The 19,104-nt window shown below is 31.4% G+C and carries 21 protein-coding genes, 1 tRNA gene and 1 pseudogene; 8 read left to right on the forward strand and 15 right to left on the reverse strand.

Annotation, left to right across the window (positions count from 1 at the left end; all coding sequences use genetic code 11):
* Positions 1–66 precede the first annotated feature (66 nt).
* From Q4Q40_RS07660 to Q4Q40_RS07710, 11 genes are all read right to left on the reverse strand, one after another.
* Complete coding sequence (locus tag Q4Q40_RS07660; protein WP_303301199.1) at positions 67–504, reverse strand: hypothetical protein; 438 nt, start codon at positions 502–504, stop codon at positions 67–69.
* Entirely contained in the window at positions 494–1,714 is a 1,221-nt protein-coding gene (locus Q4Q40_RS07665; protein WP_303301200.1) for an ABC transporter permease, read from the reverse strand. The genes Q4Q40_RS07660 and Q4Q40_RS07665 overlap by 11 nt, the downstream gene beginning before the upstream one ends.
* Positions 1,711–2,340 carry an ABC transporter ATP-binding protein gene (locus Q4Q40_RS07670; protein ID WP_303301201.1) on the reverse strand — a complete coding sequence of 210 codons (630 nt, stop codon included), beginning with the start codon at positions 2,338–2,340 and terminating at the stop codon, positions 1,711–1,713. Before Q4Q40_RS07670 ends, Q4Q40_RS07665 begins: the two co-directional genes overlap by 4 nt.
* Before the next feature lie 51 nt (positions 2,341–2,391).
* Positions 2,392–3,294, reverse strand: a complete 903-nt coding sequence (locus tag Q4Q40_RS07675) for a GTP-binding protein (protein ID WP_303301202.1) — start codon at positions 3,292–3,294, stop codon at positions 2,392–2,394.
* 58 nt (positions 3,295–3,352) lie between these two features.
* Entirely contained in the window at positions 3,353–4,018 is a 666-nt protein-coding gene (gene folE, locus Q4Q40_RS07680; RefSeq protein WP_303301203.1) for a GTP cyclohydrolase I FolE, read from the reverse strand.
* Positions 4,008–4,412 (reverse strand): MerC domain-containing protein, encoded by a 405-nt coding sequence (locus Q4Q40_RS07685; protein WP_303301204.1) that lies wholly within the window; start codon positions 4,410–4,412, stop codon positions 4,008–4,010. The genes folE and Q4Q40_RS07685 overlap by 11 nt, the downstream gene beginning before the upstream one ends.
* A 331-nt stretch (positions 4,413–4,743) precedes the next feature.
* Positions 4,744–5,223 (reverse strand): DUF4625 domain-containing protein, encoded by a 480-nt coding sequence (locus Q4Q40_RS07690; RefSeq protein WP_303301205.1) that lies wholly within the window; start codon positions 5,221–5,223, stop codon positions 4,744–4,746.
* A 57-nt stretch (positions 5,224–5,280) separates the two neighbouring features.
* Complete coding sequence (locus Q4Q40_RS07695; RefSeq protein WP_303301206.1) at positions 5,281–6,054, reverse strand: DUF4625 domain-containing protein; 774 nt, start codon at positions 6,052–6,054, stop codon at positions 5,281–5,283.
* A 26-nt stretch (positions 6,055–6,080) separates the two neighbouring features.
* Positions 6,081–6,926 (reverse strand): hypothetical protein, encoded by an 846-nt coding sequence (locus Q4Q40_RS07700; RefSeq protein WP_303301207.1) that lies wholly within the window; start codon positions 6,924–6,926, stop codon positions 6,081–6,083.
* 29 nt (positions 6,927–6,955) lie between these two features.
* Positions 6,956–9,325 (reverse strand): TonB-dependent receptor, encoded by a 2,370-nt coding sequence (locus tag Q4Q40_RS07705; RefSeq protein WP_303301208.1) that lies wholly within the window; start codon positions 9,323–9,325, stop codon positions 6,956–6,958.
* Between the two features lie 871 nt (positions 9,326–10,196).
* Entirely contained in the window at positions 10,197–10,496 is a 300-nt protein-coding gene (locus Q4Q40_RS07710) for a hypothetical protein (protein ID WP_303301209.1), read from the reverse strand.
* A gap of 350 nt (positions 10,497–10,846) precedes the next feature.
* On the opposite strand from Q4Q40_RS07710, the pseudogene Q4Q40_RS24195 reads away from it, so the two are divergent.
* Positions 10,847–11,145: pseudogene (locus Q4Q40_RS24195) on the forward strand (transposase); the annotation flags it as partial.
* A gap of 115 nt (positions 11,146–11,260) precedes the next feature.
* Here the strand turns inward: Q4Q40_RS24195 and Q4Q40_RS07720 are convergent.
* Complete coding sequence (locus Q4Q40_RS07720; protein WP_303301210.1) at positions 11,261–12,088, reverse strand: hypothetical protein; 828 nt, start codon at positions 12,086–12,088, stop codon at positions 11,261–11,263.
* Positions 12,089–12,815: 727 nt separating this feature from the next.
* Positions 12,816–12,889 (reverse strand) — tRNA-Arg (locus Q4Q40_RS07725).
* Between the two features lie 82 nt (positions 12,890–12,971).
* On the opposite strand from Q4Q40_RS07725, the gene Q4Q40_RS07730 reads away from it, so the two are divergent.
* From Q4Q40_RS07730 to Q4Q40_RS07760, 7 genes are all read left to right on the forward strand, one after another.
* Positions 12,972–13,601, forward strand: a complete 630-nt coding sequence (locus Q4Q40_RS07730; protein ID WP_303301211.1) for a Crp/Fnr family transcriptional regulator — start codon at positions 12,972–12,974, stop codon at positions 13,599–13,601.
* A 238-nt stretch (positions 13,602–13,839) separates the two neighbouring features.
* The gene (locus Q4Q40_RS07735) at positions 13,840–14,397 is read left to right on the forward strand and encodes a YeeE/YedE family protein (RefSeq protein WP_303301212.1); all 558 of its coding nucleotides are present in this window, start codon (positions 13,840–13,842) and stop codon (positions 14,395–14,397) included.
* 3 nt (positions 14,398–14,400) lie between these two features.
* On the forward strand, positions 14,401–14,814 hold the full coding sequence (locus Q4Q40_RS07740) for a DUF6691 family protein (protein WP_303301213.1): 414 nt from the start codon (positions 14,401–14,403) through the stop codon (positions 14,812–14,814).
* Positions 14,814–15,605, forward strand: coding sequence for a sulfite exporter TauE/SafE family protein (locus Q4Q40_RS07745; protein WP_303301214.1), 792 nt, complete (start codon positions 14,814–14,816; stop codon positions 15,603–15,605). Before Q4Q40_RS07740 ends, Q4Q40_RS07745 begins: the two co-directional genes overlap by 1 nt.
* Before the next feature lie 301 nt (positions 15,606–15,906).
* Positions 15,907–17,316, forward strand: a complete 1,410-nt coding sequence (locus Q4Q40_RS07750) for an MBL fold metallo-hydrolase (protein ID WP_303301215.1) — start codon at positions 15,907–15,909, stop codon at positions 17,314–17,316.
* A gap of 104 nt (positions 17,317–17,420) precedes the next feature.
* Positions 17,421–17,534 carry a hypothetical protein gene (locus Q4Q40_RS07755; RefSeq protein WP_425556022.1) on the forward strand — a complete coding sequence of 38 codons (114 nt, stop codon included), beginning with the start codon at positions 17,421–17,423 and terminating at the stop codon, positions 17,532–17,534.
* A gap of 4 nt (positions 17,535–17,538) precedes the next feature.
* Positions 17,539–17,808 carry a heavy-metal-associated domain-containing protein gene (locus Q4Q40_RS07760; protein ID WP_303301216.1) on the forward strand — a complete coding sequence of 90 codons (270 nt, stop codon included), beginning with the start codon at positions 17,539–17,541 and terminating at the stop codon, positions 17,806–17,808.
* 1 nt (position 17,809) lies between these two features.
* On the opposite strand, the gene Q4Q40_RS07765 is transcribed toward Q4Q40_RS07760, so the two are convergent.
* Complete coding sequence (locus Q4Q40_RS07765) at positions 17,810–18,085, reverse strand: ATP-dependent Clp protease adaptor ClpS (RefSeq protein ID WP_303301217.1); 276 nt, start codon at positions 18,083–18,085, stop codon at positions 17,810–17,812.
* Positions 18,086–18,187: 102 nt separating this feature from the next.
* On the reverse strand, positions 18,188–19,066 hold the full coding sequence (locus Q4Q40_RS07770; protein WP_303301218.1) for a M57 family metalloprotease: 879 nt from the start codon (positions 19,064–19,066) through the stop codon (positions 18,188–18,190).
* Between the last annotated feature and the right edge of the window lie 38 nt (positions 19,067–19,104).

A 19,104-nucleotide genomic window follows, 5' to 3' on the forward strand; every position in this document is an offset into this window, starting at 1 on the left:
GACAAAATTCATCTCTTTTTAGACAGCCGCTTTGTGATCTCGATCAGGGAAAAAAATTACTTTGTTTTAATTAATCAATTCTGCTTTACATTCTGTTAAAATATAATTAAAATGTTCTACATCATCAGCATTAAGTTTTAATATTCCTGTAACGATTATTATGGTATCTGTTTTAAAGGTTTTCTTGGATATAAATTGTAATTCTATAGCGGTTTCTGGACCACCAATTCCACAGAAAAAACAAGATGACATGGGGCCTTTAGATAGAATGAGCAATTTTCCTTGAGGGTCAATATTTAAGAAATAGCCTCTAATAGTTATCTCTTTTCCTTCTAAAGATTTCACAGCATCTGAAAACTCTGGGTGCAAAAAATTTTCTCCATAAGAAGGAAAAAACTTTTCTGTAAATTCAACCTGTGCTAAATCTTCCCAAGTTATATTTTTCTGACTAAGACAGGTATAGGAAGATAGAAGAATTAGTATAATTATAATTTCATTTTTCATTGCTTAAAGTCGTTGATATATTCATTTTTATAATAGGATATATAGCAAATAGAATAGAAAGGATAATCATTGCCACGACTAACAATCCTATTTGTAAACATTCTTGCAATGGTAGTTTTTGGAGTATGCTATACTGATAATCTGTCTCTATTATATTAAACATAAAATATAATCCTATTTTCAATACTAAAAACCCTAAAAGGTAAGCAAGAACTCCTACTGCTAATCCTTCATAACCAATCATTCGTATTAATTGAAAATTACTAGCTCCATAGGTTCTTAAAAGTGCCAAATCAAAGGCGTATTCTTTTACCATTTTATAGAGGCTAACAAAAATTGTGATACAAGAAATAACAAGTATTATATAAGCTATCCAAGAAATTGTTTTAAGACCAACACTTGTATATTGGTATAATTTTTCTAATTCATATTTTGGTAATGCAGCTTGCATATTGCTGTTTTCATTAATCCTTTTTGGAAGTGTTAAAAAGGCAGACGGACTTCTAAAAGAAACCAATAAAGAGGTTATTTCTTTTCCTTTCTCGTGATTTTCATAAGGTTCCAAATGACTTTCGCTTTTTTCATCTTCCTCTTCGTGGTGATGAATATCCCATATACTCTCTAAACTGGTAACAATCAAACGGTCTATTGTTTTATTGGTAGGTTGGTATATGCCAACTATTGTTAAGTGTTCGGCATGTACATTTATATCATTTTCTACTAGCCCATGAGAACTTAGAAAAGTATCTCCAATTTTGAGTTGTAATTGCTCTGCTACAGTAGCACCTAGTATTACCTCCATCGGTTTCTTTATAATACGTCCTTTCTCTAATTTAGCATTGTAAAGCGTTGCAAAATTAGCTGTTGTGCCCACAATTTTATAGCCGCTATAATTATCGCCGTACGAAATAGGAACAGCTGTTTTTATAAAAGAGCTCTTCCCTATTTTTTTTGCATCTTCATATAAAATGTTTCCTGTTGGGTTGTCCATATGCAATACGGAAGCCAAAACTAACTGTAAGGGACTTCCTTTAGCTCCAATAACCAAATCAATTTCTCCCAGGTTATTTTGCATTTGATATTTAAAAGAAGTTTCTAATTGCCTAATTCCTAAAAGAAGAACTATACTTAAAGCTAATATCAATAAGCTTAAAAAAGTATATAAGGGTTTAGACCTCATATTTTTTAAACTAATTTTCCAAATATTCATAATGTAATTGAATTTGAAAATAATGATTTAATTCTATGGTCGTGGGTAATAACAATTAAATTGGCATTGGTAAGTTTAGCTTGCTTTATAAGTAGTTCAATAACAACGTTACAGTTTTCATCATCCAAACTAGAGGTAGGCTCATCAGCTAAAATAACTTGTGGATTATGTATAACTGCCATAGCAATACCCAAACGTTGTAATTGACCTTCACTAAGAGTGTTTATCTTACTATTTTTACAAGCACTTATATCTAATTGTTTCAATAAAAAATCTATTACAGTATTGTTTATAGATTTTCCGCTAAGAAAAAGACGCGCTTGTAAATTCTCTACAACGCTCAAAGATTGAATGGCATGTTTTTTTTGGAATACCAATCCAATATTTCTCCCTCTAAACTTATCTAGTTTCGAACGAGAAATTGAATGAATATCAATTTCTTCAATAACTATTTTTCCACTAGCAGGTTTTAACAAACCCGCCAAAAGATGTAAAAGTGTTGTTTTTCCAATACCCGATTTCCCTAGAATGAGTAAATTTTCTCTCTCTTTTAAAGCTATATTTGGAAAACTAAAAATGTGTTCACTTTTTTTATACTGAAATGTGAGATTATCTGTTTGTATCACCTTGAATTTTAATATTTTTTGTGCGTTATCTAAATTCTGATTATAATTAACCTAATCTATCAAAAGAATCGTTTTTAGTGTTTTTTGAAGTAAAGATGGCGTACTACCAGGTCCAATAGTTAACAGTTTAGAATCTGTTATAGGAACTCCATTAAATGGACGTATAAATACTTCGCCATCAGGCTTACGCTCAAAAAAAGTATAATCTTTTTCATTTCCTATTTTAGTACAACCTTTTACTCTAAGAATGCTTTTAGGAAGTGCTTGGCAAATATTATATATGCATTTTTGATTGGGTAAAACAGGTAAATCAATAGAACATGAAGACCAATGTGTTTTTTGATGGTCGAACTTTTTTACTGTGTTTTTAGATGATAACAGTTCTGGGAGCAATAAAACATCCAAACGATTCATCGTTACTATTTTAGCTATTGGATTCACACTTTTTAATTTATTAATAACTAGAGCTTTTCTATTTTCATTTACCTTTTCAAGATGTGTTAAAACCAATAGTGAAGACACCTGAATTTGGTTAGCCTCAAGTTCATTATGTTCCCTTCGATTTTGCCAATTTTTAACGTCTACTACAGAAATTTGAATTGGAGGTAAAAATCTATCATTTATTCCAACACCTAAAAATTCCATTAAAGAGCATGCATCCGATGTTCCGTTAGCTTCAATTAACGTAATTCCATTTTCTCTTTCTGGAATTCTGTTTACCGTATTTCTTAGTTCAACAATACCACTACAACAAATACAACTACCACTTAAAGGTTTAATATTATTTCGTTTAATATGTTTAGAAAATTGTTGGGCATCCATATTTGCATTTTCATAATCATTAAGAATAACAAAAGGCTTCCATCCATTATTAGAAAAATTTTCTATTAAATACTTTAATAATGTTGTTTTACCTGCCCCTAAAAACCCTACAACAGTTATAATAGCTTCCATATTTTTTTGATACTTTAAAGTCTTTAAATTTGTTTCTTTATATGGAGCAACATTATCTTTAAAGTGTTTGCTGACTTACAATATTCAAAAATTCCTTTCGGGTTGATTTATTTGAAAAACAACCTCCATATTCTAAAGTGGTAGTAAAGCTGTTTTTGTCTTTTATTCCTCTTGAAGAAACACAAAGATGCTTGGCATTAATTACTACAATCACATCCTTTGTTTCTAATACAGTTTGTAAATCATTTAAAATTTGAAGAGCTAACCTTTCTTGAACCTGTGGACGGTGTGAATAGTAATCTACTAAACGATTAATTTTAGACAGTCCAATTACTTTTTTTGTTGGAATATAACCTACATGTGCATGTCCAACAATAGGTAAAAAATGGTGCTCACAAGTTGAATCGATAGTTATATTCTGTTCTACAAGCATTTTATTGTAATCATACTTATTTTCAAATGTTGAAAGTTTTGGTTTATTGGCTAGATTTAGTCCGTAAAACAGTTCTTTTACATACATTTTAGCAAAACGATATGGAGTCCCAGATAAACTATCATCTGTTAAATCGAGACCCATTTCCTGCATTATCATTTTAAAATGATGCTGTATATTCTTGATTTTTTCATCATCTGATTTATCAAAGGCATCAGCTCGTAAAGGAGTTTCTATATTTGCAGAAAAATGGTTATCTCCCTCTATTTCAATCTTTTCTTTATCTTTCATTTGCACAGCATTTATTCAAATTACATTGGCAATATTTTTTATTGTATAGATGTAATATTATTAATGCTAATGCTGGAAAATATATAAAATATTCATGTAAAGGATACCATGCCGTTTTTTCGTTGATTATAATAAAAAACAATAAAGACCAACTTAACCATAAAGAAGGTTTTATCCATTTTTTTGAAGTTGTTTGTGTAGAACGATAAATGGCAAAAAAAGAAATTATTAAGAAAAAATAATCTATAAATTTCCACCAAGTAGGTGTCGCGCTACAACATGTTATAGAACAACTTTGTACTATAAAAATAAACGGAGTAACAATACAGTGTATAAGACAAAGAGTACTTGCTATGGCTCCTATATTATCTGGTTTTTGGTTTGTGAGTATCATTTAATTGTATTAATGCAACTGAGTTGCAAATATAAAAAATTACGATTGTTAATGCAACATTGTAGCATTAGTTAATTTTGTTTTTTAATCAAAAAAATCATTAACCCGGTGTAAATAAAAAAGAAAAAATAACACCTATAATCTTAACAAACAACATGTTAAATATTTTGCATTAATAATTAATTAGTGAATTTAGAGTAAACTATAAAAAACAGTGCCAGCTAATGATTTCTGGTACTGCCATCAAAAAAAACATCAAAAAACATCAAAAAATGAACCCAAATTCAAAAGAATGATGTAGACTAAGAGCATATACTTTTATAATTTTTATTTATTCAATAATTTTTATATCAATTGATGTTCTAGATTGCCAACCAGTCTGATCCGTTACGGAATAAGCGCAATGATAATCCCCAGCATCTATATCATCAGGTATTGTTATAGGAATATTAATTTCATAGCTCGTCAATTCATTTGCAATGGAATAATTTTCTATAAAAATTAATGGGTTTATAGCTTGTTTTATAGGAGCTAAATCACACTCGGTTACTTGGTCATCATGCGTATGATGGTCAAAATTATTGTGAATATCTATACTATAGGAAGCTAATGCCTTATTATCGGTGACCTTAGCTCTAAAATTATAAGTTTCTCCTTTTGCAAGTAGCACACAGCCTTGTGGAAATCCTTCGTTGTAATTAACAGTAATGCTGGGTTTTTCTTCATCCTTATCCATACTACCATCACTCGAACATGAAGTTATTAGCAGTATGGACAACATAAAGAAATAATATTTTGATGTAAGTTTCATTTTTTAACATTTAGAACCGCATAACATAATGACGCTATGCGGTATAATTATTTTTTATTATGCTGTAACATCTATATGCGTTTCATATTCTTTGGTATTTCCATCTTCATCTTCTACTGTAAAGATGATATGATATTCTCCAGCTGGTGCAGTAACAGGAACATCAATATGTTCATGGAATTCTACCTCGGTTTGTTCGTGGTAGCCATCTTCAAACTCTTCTTCATAATCCCACTCTACCTCTCCACTACCTGGAGTAACGCCATCTGCATGTACATCAACGGTTATATTATGGATACCATTCACTGCATTTATCATAAATTCTGTATGAAAATCATCTCCCCTAACAACAGCAGTATCTATAGAAATATCACTTAGAGTAATAAAGTCTAGAATCTGAATGTGTTCTTCTACTTCCGTGCTATTTCCGAGTTTATCAGTTACGGTTAACTCAATATGGTACTCACCTGCAGGTATATTGGCTGGAATATCTATATGTTCATGAAATGTTGGGTTAATGGCGAGATACTTGCTATCTGTAAATACCTGTTCAAAATCCCAATCAATCTCACCATCTCCTGGAGTTAAATCATGTGCACGAATGGAAAGCGTGATACTACTTACTGTTGCTTCAGAATTAATTTCTGCTTCTAAATGAATATCCGATCCCTTATAGGCAACCTGATCTGTGGAATGAGTACTTCCTTCTCCATATTCAAAATTAGAGATTACGGGTGCATTGACTAAAGGACTGTCATCATCACTACTACAAGAGTGCAAAAAGAGTCCTAGAAAAGTAATAATTGCTAAAAATTTAAAATTTGTTTTCATAATATTTGTTGAGTTAAATTCATTATTTAATTTACTATACTAAATGGGATAGATAGTTTTACTGCTTCATTTCCCCCTGATTCTTTTACATATATATTTAACCAATAATCTCCAAGAGGGGAATCGGGATTAATTTCTAAAGGAGAATTAATATTTGGAATACTTTGATTTTCGTAGAGATTTGTTGGCAATACTACTATTGTGTTATCCCATGCTCCAACTGCTACATTTTGTCCTTCTCGCCATTCTTCGAACCATAGTTCATATTTTACTTCGCTAACAGTATTGCTTCCAGCATCATATTTAAATTTAACATCTAGTGCATCACTTCCAGTTTTTACTTCATTGTTAGTACCAATTTCTACTTCTGAAAACTTTTTAACGATTTCAAATTGTTTTGTGATAATACTTTCAGAGTTATCTTCTTCGACTATTGTAACTTTTAAACTATACATGCCTTCCGCAGGTCTTACCTTTGGAAAAATTTCATTTTCGGGATCAAAAAGCACATGATAATGTATATGTGGATTTAACTGTCCCACATAATAATCTTCTGGAATCAAATGATTAGAAACTTGCCATTTTGCTTCTCCTGTATTTGGTTCTTCCACATTTATAGGATTAATATCATAATAAATTTTTGTTACCTTACTCCCTCCCGTATAATCAAATTGGGTATGTAAGTCTGGATTAAATTGTGGAACTTTAAAATCGGTATTTCCTATTTCAATATTTTCAAATCTTTCTGGATTCTTATCTGCGTTCAAGTCGGTAGCACTATCATCATCACTACTACAAGAGTGTAAAAAGAGCCCGAGAAAAGCGATAATCGTTAAAAATTTAAAATTTGTTTTCATTCTGGTTGTTTTCATTTGATTTAATTTTAATTGTTTTTTATTTATTAAAAAGGGATTGTTAATGATATTGATAAGTTTCTGCCAGCTTCAGGTACATCTATTAACCTGTAAAAACTGGTATGGTCGAAATATTTAGTGTTGAATACATTATTCAGCTTCACACGCATTTCAACGGGTAGATTATTTTTAAATAAATCCATTTCTGTTAAAAGAGATATATTTAATACTTGATAACCACCTGTTTTTTCTTCTGGAGGTACAATTTCATTTTGTGCTGCTGTAATTCTATAGTCAGCAATAAATTGTGGTTTATCAAAAAAGAACATTTTTTTAAACTGATAATTGGCAGAAAACAGCCCTGATAATGGCGGTGAAAAAGGGATTGTAAACCCCTCTTTAGCTCCGCTGGTTTGTTTAGAGTACACGTATTCAGCAGACGCATTTAGCTGTAAATTGTTGAAAAGAGTGGCACTTGCACTTATTTCTGCTCCAAACCTAAAAACCTTAGCTTGTGTATATTCATATATCTGTAAGGTTTCATAATAATTTGAAGTAGGGTTCAAATAAATATAATTGTCAAAAAGATTTACAAAAGGACTAATACCCATTGAGAACTGTTTTACTGTATGCTCTATATCAATATCCAATTGATACGATTCTTCAGGATCTAAATCAAGATTTCCTTTTTCATAGCGGTACATGTGGTAATTAACGCCATCTGAAGCCAATTCGTTGGCCAATGGCATTCTAAAACTTTTACCAAAATTTAGTTTATAAGTCGTGTTTTTTCTAATGTAACTAAGGCCTGCTGAAGCGTTGATATTTCCAAAACCCAAGGTTTTATTCTGAGCTCTTTGTAAATTAACATAAGACGTGGAGCCATCATTATTATTTATAGTGGATGGAAACCAATCGTAATACGATTTGGTATCCACTAATCCGTAGTCATAACGTATACCAGCTAAAAAATGGAAATCAGAGAAAATCTCAAATTGGTCATAAACAAACGCTCCTACACTAAATCGGTTATATTCTGGAATTAAAAACCCCCATCCGTCTATGTTATTATCTTGAAATTCTACATTTACCCCAGCAACAATGTTATGCTGATCATTCGGTTTAAAAGCATCTCTCATATTTAGAGCGTAGGTATTTTTATTAAATTCCCGCTCTTTGCTATCCAACGGTTTTGGCATATAGCCATGAGGAACAGGTTCTGAATGTTCTTCTCTGTGATTATTTTGAAAACCCAAATCAAAATGCAAAGTATGTTTACCCATGATTACCGAAGTATTATTGGTAATTTTAAAATGGTTCACTTTATGAAAAGGAAGGTCGATATCTCTATTAGAACTATCGTAATCAATACTAGAAGTTCTAACTTCCAAACCGTGGGCATTGGCAAAAAAACCGTTTTTGGCATTCACATTACTAAAAAAAGTTTCCGATGTTATATGATCTGAAACATAGCCAATACTAAAGTTAACATTGGCTTCTTTTCCTGCGGTATTCCTTAAATTATTATTATGTAATTCAAAAATGTAATTCTCGTAATTAATTTTTTCCGTAGGCACTTTATAATCTCCATACTCTCTATAAGTCAGACGCCCACGATAAAACCATTTCTCCTTTCTTGTTTCAATAGCCGCAGAAACACCTAATAGATTATTATTCGTTTCTCCCAGAACATTTACTTCTCCATTGAGAGCGTTTTGTAACGGTATTTTATTAGGTTGAATATCTACAACACCTGCAATGGCATCAGAACCATAAACCAAAGATGCTGGCCCTTTTATAATTTGTATATTTTCAATACCATACTGGTCTATTTCTAGACCATGGTCATTGCCCCATTGTTGTGCTTCGTGTTTTATACCATTTTGAACAACGACAACTCTATTAAATCCTAAACCTCTAATAACGGGCTTAGATTGCCCCGAACCAATATTGATTGTACTTACTCCAGGAATTTTACTCAGGGTCTGCATAAGACTGTTTTCTCTATTTTTATCAAGAAATTCTTTAGAAACTGTATGAGAAACTATAGGTGTTTCTTTAGCTATTCTTTGTTTTGATTTGCTATGTACTTCAATTTCCTCAAGAGCCGTGGAAGATTCATGTAACAAGACTTGTACTGTTTCCATTTTTGACCGCACAATGATGCTAACTTTTTGGGGTGCATAACCTATATGGGATATGGTAAAAGCATAAGTATTTTCTACTAAATTTTTTATGGTAAAAGCACCTGTTGCCGATGAAATTGAAAAGAGACCTTTGCCTATAATATTAGCTCCCTCTATAGGTTGTAAGGTCTGGGCATCTATCACAATCCCTTTTATTTGAAAAGAATCTTGCGAAAACACCATAGAGCCTAGGCTAAAACATAGCCATACACTCAGTATTTTTTGAAACATAATTGAAATACTATAAGATTTGAACAATTGTCCCAGAAAAAGGACTATGGTAAAACCTATACATAAATTTATATGAGACTAAACTCAAGAACTAGTTTGTCTTATTGCTTTAATGATTAACAACTAGCTGTGTTAAGTTTATTAATGAACAGAATATCAATTTATATTAATTCGTTTAGAACAACTTAATACTTAAACGTTAAAACTGGTCAAACTCTTAAATAAAATGTACAAGGAAAATTTATAGTAAAAAAGGAGGAGGTCGGGAAAAGAGCTGACTTCTAGCAATAGTACTTGTTATAACAAAATTGTAGTTTTTTATTATCTCTCTCAGAGCAATTGGTTCAGTGTTTTCAATTATGAAATCCTGTAAATTAGGTATAAGCGCAGGAGTTAAGTTATGCGTAATTGCATGGTCACAAATAGCACAATGAGTTTCGTGATCTTCATCATTTGTATGAGACAACACATGATGGAGACCTGCCATTTTCATACTAAAGAAAAGAGCAATGAAAAAAAAGATTATCCTATTTTTAATCTGACTTATTTTCATTATAACATATAAAACTTCTATAAAGAAGTACTTAATATTTTTCTAGCTTGTAATGATTTTATATCTAAAAGTAAGCTATAGGTAAAATCATAATGAAACACCTAGCAATATATTTTGATTTGTTAATTAGTAACTTAATTCTAATAAATTATTTTGCAAATATATTATTTTTTTGCATTAACGCAACTAAGTTGCATTAGTTTATTTATAAATATCCAATCAATACCTTTGATAGGGTTATCATTAGATAGGCTCATTAAGTCAACATATGCAATACCTGTATAACAGCTAAGGAAGTTAGCAAAATCATAAATGAGTTTAGTCCAGTACTTTTAAAGACATATCTGGAGTATTCAATTCATTATTTAGATACTTATTTAAGTAAGCTTGAGTTACTCCAAAATTCCTTAGAGTAGCGATAGCCGGTGTTTTTTTCTGATTACTAATACGGGATACACTAACGTATGTAATTTCGACAATTACAATCAAATTTCCGACAATTTGATAATGACCAGTATTAGATATATTTGAAAAAGAAAAACGGAGGCCAAAATGCTCTATTACTAAGCTATCTTTGCAAGAGGTGGTAGATAAGTTAAAGAAGCCTTTTTTATTCATAAATACTGACTCAGAAAACCCAATGAAGACTACCATCGTTCGTTTATTATCAATGTATTTTCAACAGGCACTGATAATAATTTGTACGCCATTATAATTCTTCAATCGAATCTATTACATTTACTTCGGGTCTTTCATCTTAAATTTTAATATCAGAAATTAAGGTACGCTTATCTGCATCTGAGGTTTGTCTTAATATGCTTTAGAATATTAAAAAAATCTCTTATTACTTCTCTGAGATTAAGAATTCATCCCCTGAACATAAATTAAGATTGGTACATGTTTACAAGTAAGATGAGAATAAAGTTATAGCAATTATTCCCAACCTATTAGGTTGGGAATACAAGACTATTGCTGAATTACGCAAGAAACGGTGGGGTATTGAATTGTTTTTCAAATACTTGAAACAAAATCTGCAAGCCAAAACATTCAAGGGGAACCAGAGAAAATGCTTTAAAATCGCAAATCTATGCAGCTCTAATAAATGACCTCCTTACTTATAAAGCGAACTATTTCTAAACACCAGTCGCTTTCTCTTAATTTATCAGAGAAAATAAAACTCTGCTTGTATCACTACCTAAAACTGGATTATGTTAGCCATCCAACACGGCAAAAAATACTATTTGAGAAAAACTTATTTTCTGGTTAATCATCGTTTTGTAATGAAAACACTGCGATGTAACTATGGTTTTGTTCGTTTACCTAAACTTTCGGATGCTAATGATGTTTAATAAAACAATCTAAACAGCATTTAGTTAATTAATTTAGGGCTTAACTGGTATATCAATAACTTCATTTGGTGCCCCAGTTTCAACAACCCATTCTCCTGTTTCGGTTAATGTTACCGTTACATCAAACCCTTGTCCAAAATCATTTTGAGTTATTTCAGCTGCACTACTAGAAATAGTTGTAAAATCGGCTAATTGATTTGATTGAAAATCACCTGTAGCAATATAAAACGTGAACTTTGGGACAATAATTGTTGTTTGGTTAGGGTCTGGACTCCAAGTCATTCCAATATAACCACTGGAACTTTGTATACCAAAACTCATGTTTGAATACCACCCTTGGTTCTCAAAACCAATCTTATCAAAAGGATTGGAAGTTAGCATTATTGCTGCTTCTGGGAGTTTATTAATATTAACTATATTAGGTCCTTGATGAAGAAGGTATTCAATACCCCAATGGTCTCCTATTTCGGTATCTCTACTATCAGAACTCACAATTCTTGTGTCTAAACCAACAGCTTGATTACCTGCTCCAGCCCCTATCACATATTGGAGAGGAATAGTAAAATAGTTAACACCAGGATAATTAGGTGCAATTATTAGGTGTGTACTTGAATTTGCATAAACCTCTCCTGAAGTATTAATTTCTGGATCCTGTAAAAAACACCAAAAATTTTGCTCAGAGGGGCTCCTATTTACAAGGTAAATATTATAAAAATCTGCTACTTCAGTTACTTTCTTTGAATTACTAATATTATCTGCTTCTTTCAATAGATTACTTTCTTCAACTACATCAGCTTCTTGAGAACAAGAAACAACCATAAGCATTATTCCTAATAAAATTGGTAAATTTGTTTTCTTCATAAATTCTAATTTTTAAATTAATTAAAGATTTTTAAATTGGTTAAAATCATTATCTCTATTATAAATAGTTTGGTAAAAAGTTTTATTTTTTTAAGCTGTTTACTTAAAATTGTAAGTTTTTTATCACTAACAATTAAAACAAATATAAATCATCTAATTTACCTCCTACGGATAAAAAATTACCTATAAAGGATTTAAAAAAATATAAATTTAAACATGTAAACATAAATACTTTCAATTCGGAAAGACCTAATTTTATTAGCCGTATTGGCTATTGCCACTATTTTTTTAATTGACATTCCTGCAAAAATATTCCTTTCAATACCCTTCAGGGAAAGTTTACAATATCAATAACGAAGTTAAAGGAGCTAAAGCTATAGATTATTGCCCCCATAAACAGAATCCGCTACAAAGAAGAAATTATGGTAAAAGAAGTTACTGTTGATATAGCGGAAAACATGAATCTAATTGCTAAAAAATATGATTTCCTAAAACAGGCATAAAATTGTTGAACAAACTAAAAACACAAGTAAAACCTATAATCCAGTTTAGGGGAGTCAGAGATATTTCTTTTGTCCTAAATAGGCTCACAAAAATTTATGCATAATTAGAACTTGTCCCTCTAAAATTATATTTGATCCCCGTTAATTCCATGATAAAGTGCAAATTGTGTGCAGATAAAAAATAAAAAAGGGCTTCAAACTAATGAAACCCTTATTATTACTAGTGACCTCGACAGGATTCAAACCTGTAACCTCTTGAGCCGTAATCAAGTGCGCTATTCAGTTGCGCCACGAGGCCTTTTTTGTGGGTGCAAATATAATATTTTTATTAAAACTTTACCTATTTTTTTTTCCAAATTTGGAATTCATTACTTTTGAATATGGCAACGGAACTATTACATCAAAAATTCAATCATATTTTAGATAACACTTTAATAGATGAAATCGAAAAAATCGGTACTATAAGTACATTTTCAAAAGACGATATCATTATAGATATTAATCAATCATTACAATATATTCCTCTTTTATTAAGTGGAAATATTAAAATACTTCGAGAAGATAGTGAAGGGAATGAGTTACTTATCTATTTTTTAGAAGCAGGAGAAACCTGTACGATGTCATTAACTTGTTGCATGGGTACTTCTAAAAGTAAAATTAGAGCCGTTGCAGAAAAAGATTCAAGTCTTATTATGATACCTGTTCAAAATATGCAAAAATGGTTTCATACTAACGAGAGCTGGCGGAATTTCATTTTAGAAAGTTACCAAACCCGTTTTGATGAAATGCTAGAAGCCATAGATAACCTTGCTTTTATGAAAATGGATGAACGCCTCTACAAGTACCTGAATAACAAAGTAAAACTTCACACGTCTAAAACTATTATTGCGAAACATCAAGATATCGCAGAAGACTTACATACCTCACGTGTTGTTATTTCCAGACTTTTAAAGCAATTTGAAAACGAAAAGAAAATAAAACTTAGTAGAAATAAAATTGAAGTTTTATAACTCAAAACAATTGCAATATTTTTTATTTGGTAAGTTAGTCCCATTGGCTTTATAATCTCAACTAATATTCGTTACCTATTTTTTACCTTTAAACTTATCCTGAATACAACTAGCACCTAACCCTATATTTAAAACATAATTTAACACACCTCTTAGAAGTAAGTAACATGTGTAAGTAACATTTATTACAAAGCCTCCATATGTTTAATTTTATATTTGTGATAAAATAAAAACAGGTATGGAATACATTTTAAACCCTTGGCCATGGTATATTTCGGGGCCACTAATTGCCTTAGTTATGGCTTTATTACTCTATTTTGGAAAAACATTTGGTATGTCTTCCAATCTTAGAACGATGTGTTCTATTATGGGAGCTGGAAAAACAGCAAACTTTTTTAAGTTTAATTGGAAAGAGCAAACATGGAACCTAATTGTTGTGCTTGGTGCTATTATTGGTGGTTTTATAGCTACACAATATTTATCAAACGATAGTATAACGAATTTAAATCCAGCTACTATTACAGAACTTCAAAGTATGGGGTTTGAAAATTCTGGAACCACTTTAGTTCCTAATGAAATGTATGGCATTGAAGCCTTAACGTCTCCAAAAGGATTACTTCTCTTAGTTTTAGGAGGCTTACTAGTTGGTTTTGGGACTCGTTACGCTGGTGGTTGCACATCTGGACATGCAATTACAGGACTTAGTAGTTTACAGAAACCATCACTAATTGCAGTTATAGGTTTTTTTATTGGCGGATTAATAATGACTAATTTTATTTTACCCTTAATCTTTTAAAAAATGAAATATTTTAAATTTTTATTAGTTGGCATCTTCTTCGGAATTGTTTTAGTAAAATCTGAAGCCGTTTCATGGTATAGAATTTATGAAATGTTTCGTTTTCAATCATTTCATATGTATGGTATTATAGGCACTGCTATTGCATCTGGAGTTTTATTTCTTCAAATTTCAAAAAAAGGGATTATAAAGAGTATTAAAGGCGCAGATATTTTTGTTCCTAAAAAAGAAAACGGCTTTTCGAGATACATTATTGGAGGTATTATTTTCGGATTTGGCTGGGCACTTATTGGAGCCTGCCCTGGACCGATGTACATTCTGTTAGGCACAGGTATATATAGTATGATTATTGTTATAGCTGCAGCCATTATAGGTACATACATTTATGGAGCTATAAAAGATAAACTTCCTCATTAATGGATGTCACTCAACTCTTAGGATATATTGGCGCCTTAATTGTAGGCTTAATTTTGGGTTTAATTGGTGGCGGTGGTTCCATACTCACTGTGCCTTTATTAGTGTATCTTCTAGCATATAACCCCGTTATTGCAACTGCATACTCTCTCTTTGTAGTAGGTATTTCCTCTATGGTAGGTACTTATCAAAAGCATAAAAAAGGATTCGTTGATTTTAAAATAGGTTTAACTTTTTCATTCCCATCATTTATTGCGGTTTATTTATCAAGACGTTATTTAGTACCTGGTATTCCTGATACCATTTTTAGTTTTGGTGATTATGCTCTTACTAAAGAAATGAGCATCATGATATTTTTTGCTTTTATCATGTTACTAGCTTCATTTTCTATGATAAAGAAGACAAAAAATAACGGTACAACTTTAAAACCCCAATCCTATTACATAACTTTTATTCAAGGTTTAATTATTGGGACTGTAACAGGACTTATTGGTGCTGGTGGTGGATTTTTATATGTACCTGCATTAGTAGTTTGGGCTAATCTCCCAATGAAAAAAGCAGTAGGAACTTCTTTAATTATTGTAACTATTAATTCCCTAATTGGCTTTATAGGGGATGTGCAAACAATAGACATTGAATGGGTATTTCTTCTTTCTTTTACTTTAATCTCTGTAATAGGAATTATTTTAGGAGTATATATCTCAAAATTTATAAGCGGAAAGAAACTTAAAAAAGGATTTGGCTTTTTTATTTTAATAATGGCTATTTATATTATTTATAAAGAGCTTAGTTAAGCAGTGCAGCAATGTGACATAAGTCACAAATCGAACCATTTTGGTTTCGTATTTTTGAAACGTTTTAAATAAAAAAAATCTCAAAACTGACTATTCCCGAGGCAAGCCATAGGGGTGTTTCACCAGTTTTATTTTGCCTTTAAAGGCAAATATCGAATTTTGTTATTTTGCCTTCACCCAGAACTGCAAAAAGGCAGTTCTGACCTCTCCTAAGGAGGTGAATTGGAAACCCCGACCCAAGAGTCGGAGAATTTTTAAATTAAAAAAGGATTTCTGTTTGTTCAGAAATTAAAAACAGATTATGAAAATAGAACAAATTTATACAGGATGTTTAGCTCAAGGAGCTTATTTTATAGAATCTAATGGAGAAGTAGCCATTATTGATCCATTGCGTGAAACACAACAATATGTTGATAAAGCTAATAAAGAAGGTGCTAAGATCAAATATATTTTTGAAACACATTTTCATGCCGATTTTGTTTCTGGACATGTCGATTTAGCAAAAAAGACAGGAGCTACTATTGTTTTTGGTCCTGGAGCAGAAACAAACTACGATGCCTATATAGCAACCGATAATGAATCATTTAAAATCGGAAATGTTACCATTAAAGTATTACACACACCAGGTCATACCTTAGAGTCATCAACATTTCTTTTAATTGATGAAAAAGGAAATAACTATGCTATTTTTAGTGGAGACACCTTATTTTTAGGTGATGTGGGGCGTCCAGACTTAGCAATAAAATCCGATTTAACAAAAGAGGATTTAGCTGGTATGTTATTTGAATCTTTACGAAATAAAATCATGCCATTGGCAGATAATGTTATTGTATATCCTGCTCATGGTGCTGGTTCTGCTTGCGGAAAAAATTTAAGTAAAGAAACTGTCGGGCTTTTGGGGGATCAGAAAAAAACGAATTATGCTTTAAGAGCAGATATGACCAAGGAAGAGTTTGTTGAAGAAGTTTTAGACGGCATTGCTCCTCCTCCTCAATATTTCGCTAAAAATGCTATGATGAATAAGTCTGGTTACGATAATTTTGAAACTGTGCTACAAAAAGGAGATACTGCATTAGCCCCAGAAACATTTGAAGCTATAGTTAACCAGGAAAGCGCCTTGGTACTCGATGTTAGAACTCAAAAAGAGTTTGTAACAGAGCATATCCCTAACTCCATTTTTATTGGAATTAATGGTGGATTTGCACCATGGGTTGGTGCTTTAATTACCGATTTACAACAACCTATTCTACTAATTGTACCAGAAGGAAAAGAAAAAGAAACTGTAACACGATTATCTCGTGTAGGCTATGATAATACGTTAGGCTATCTAAAAGGCGGTATCAATGCCTGGAAGAACTCTGGTAAAGATATTGAAACCATTGAGTCTATCTCGGCTGACGAATTTTCTAATCGCCTTAAAAATAGAGCAATCAATACGCTTGATGTTAGAAAAGATGGAGAATATAAATCGGAGCATCTAGATAGTGATTCTGTACAACATTTTGCTTTAGACTATATTAATGATAATATGAACGCTATTGATAAAACTAAAACCTATCATTTATACTGTGCAGGTGGGTATCGTTCTGTTATTGCTGCATCTATTTTGAAGGCCAGAGGATTTAATGTTATTGATATTGCTGGTGGCTTTGCAGCCATTAAAAATACAGATTTGCCAACAACCACTTTTGTTTGTCCGACAACACTTTAATAAAAACTAAAATTTTTAATATGAAAAAAATGTAGGAGCTATAGGATAAGAGCATTAGAATATTAGTTGCTATAACTATTGCATTACTATATTATTTTAATGTTATCGAAGGCACTTTAGCTTATGTATTAATCGGTCTAGCTATCGTTTTATTATTAATAGCTTTGTTAATTTTTTGTCCGTTATATAAAGCTTCTAGAATTAGTACTAAAAAATAGAAAAATGAAAATAACTTTAGAAATACAAAACCTTAAATGTGGTGGTTGTGCCAACACAATTACTAATAAGGTATCCGATTTAGAAAACATTAGTGATGTAATAATTAATAATGAAGACCATACGGTTTCGTTTTCTTATGAAAATGACATAGCACTTATAGAAGCTAAACAATTATTACATAAAATTGGTTACCCTATTGTTGGAGAAAAAAATGCATTAACCACTAAAGCAAAATCTTTTGTAAGCTGTGCTATAGGAAGATTAAGTGACTAAATTATACTATTTCTGCGCTTAAACCTGCATCTAACAACATAGAACAACGTGGTTTTAAATCGTCGTACAAGCCTGTTTTTACGGTACATTTTCCTTTATAATGAACAAGAAGTGCACATTGTTCTGCCTGTTCTGAAGTATGCTCGCAAGCATAGATAAGTGTTTCTATAACGTGGTCGAACGTATTAACGTCATCATTATAAACAACAATCTCGTTCTTCTTCTTTTCTTTTGTAGCTGTATCAAACTGCTCTAATACTTTCTCCTGACTGCTCATCATTAAAATTTTTAACTAAAATAATTTATTTTTTTTAAACGAAAAGAAAAGGACACCAAAAAGATGTCCCTTCTAAACATAAAATTGTTTTTATTAAGAATATTAGTACATATATTGTAATCCAACAATATCATCACTATCAAATTCTCCATCTACTGATGAATTAAAACATGCTAACATAATTGAATCTGGGTTATAACCAGCAGATGTTCCTGGGATTGCATTCGCTCCATACGGTGCAACTAATTCAGGATCATATGAACCACAACTCTGTCTTGTTGCCCAATCTGTATGTCTAAATCCAACTGAATGTCCTATTTCGTGGGTAATAACATGCTCAATAACATCTATACTAAAAGTGTCTAAACCAAATATCTGTACAAACTTATTTGGCAATCCGTTAGCTGGAAATCCTGCAGACCCTCCTGAGGCATTTATTGTTGGGTTAAAATAGACAACCATATCCTTATCTGAAAAGTTTGTACCAAAAGTTAACGTAAAAGAAATCGAAACACCACTTAATTGGTTAAAATTTTCTACTGCCAATATCAATGCATTTGCTTCTTTATTAGACAAGCTGTATGCACTTGCACCATAATAACCAAGAATAGATATATTTCTTCCTTGAGTCACCAAATTGTTGGTATGATAATTACGGTCTGTGAGACCATTACCCATATCCATATCCATGATCTGTTCTACAGTTAACATAATATCTTCCTCTACTTGAATCATAGGTTTAGTTGAACCATCTGGTAATAAAAAATCGACAACCTTTACATCATTTGTGTTCATGTAAAAATCGGATAATTTTTTTAACATCTCTTTTGTTACTTTAACTGCTGTATCTTCTTTATCGTCGACTACTGTTTCTGTTTCTATTTGGGAACTATCTTCGGGAATGACATCCTCTTTTTCACAAGATTGAAATAAAAATGGGGCTGATAGCATTACGACTAAAAATATTTTAAATTTTTTCATTTGATTTTAGGCTTTTTAAATTAATAGATTAATAAATT

Origin of the sequence: Flavivirga jejuensis (assembly GCF_030540765.1) — a bacterium.
GTDB lineage: Bacteria > Bacteroidota > Bacteroidia > Flavobacteriales > Flavobacteriaceae > Flavivirga > Flavivirga jejuensis.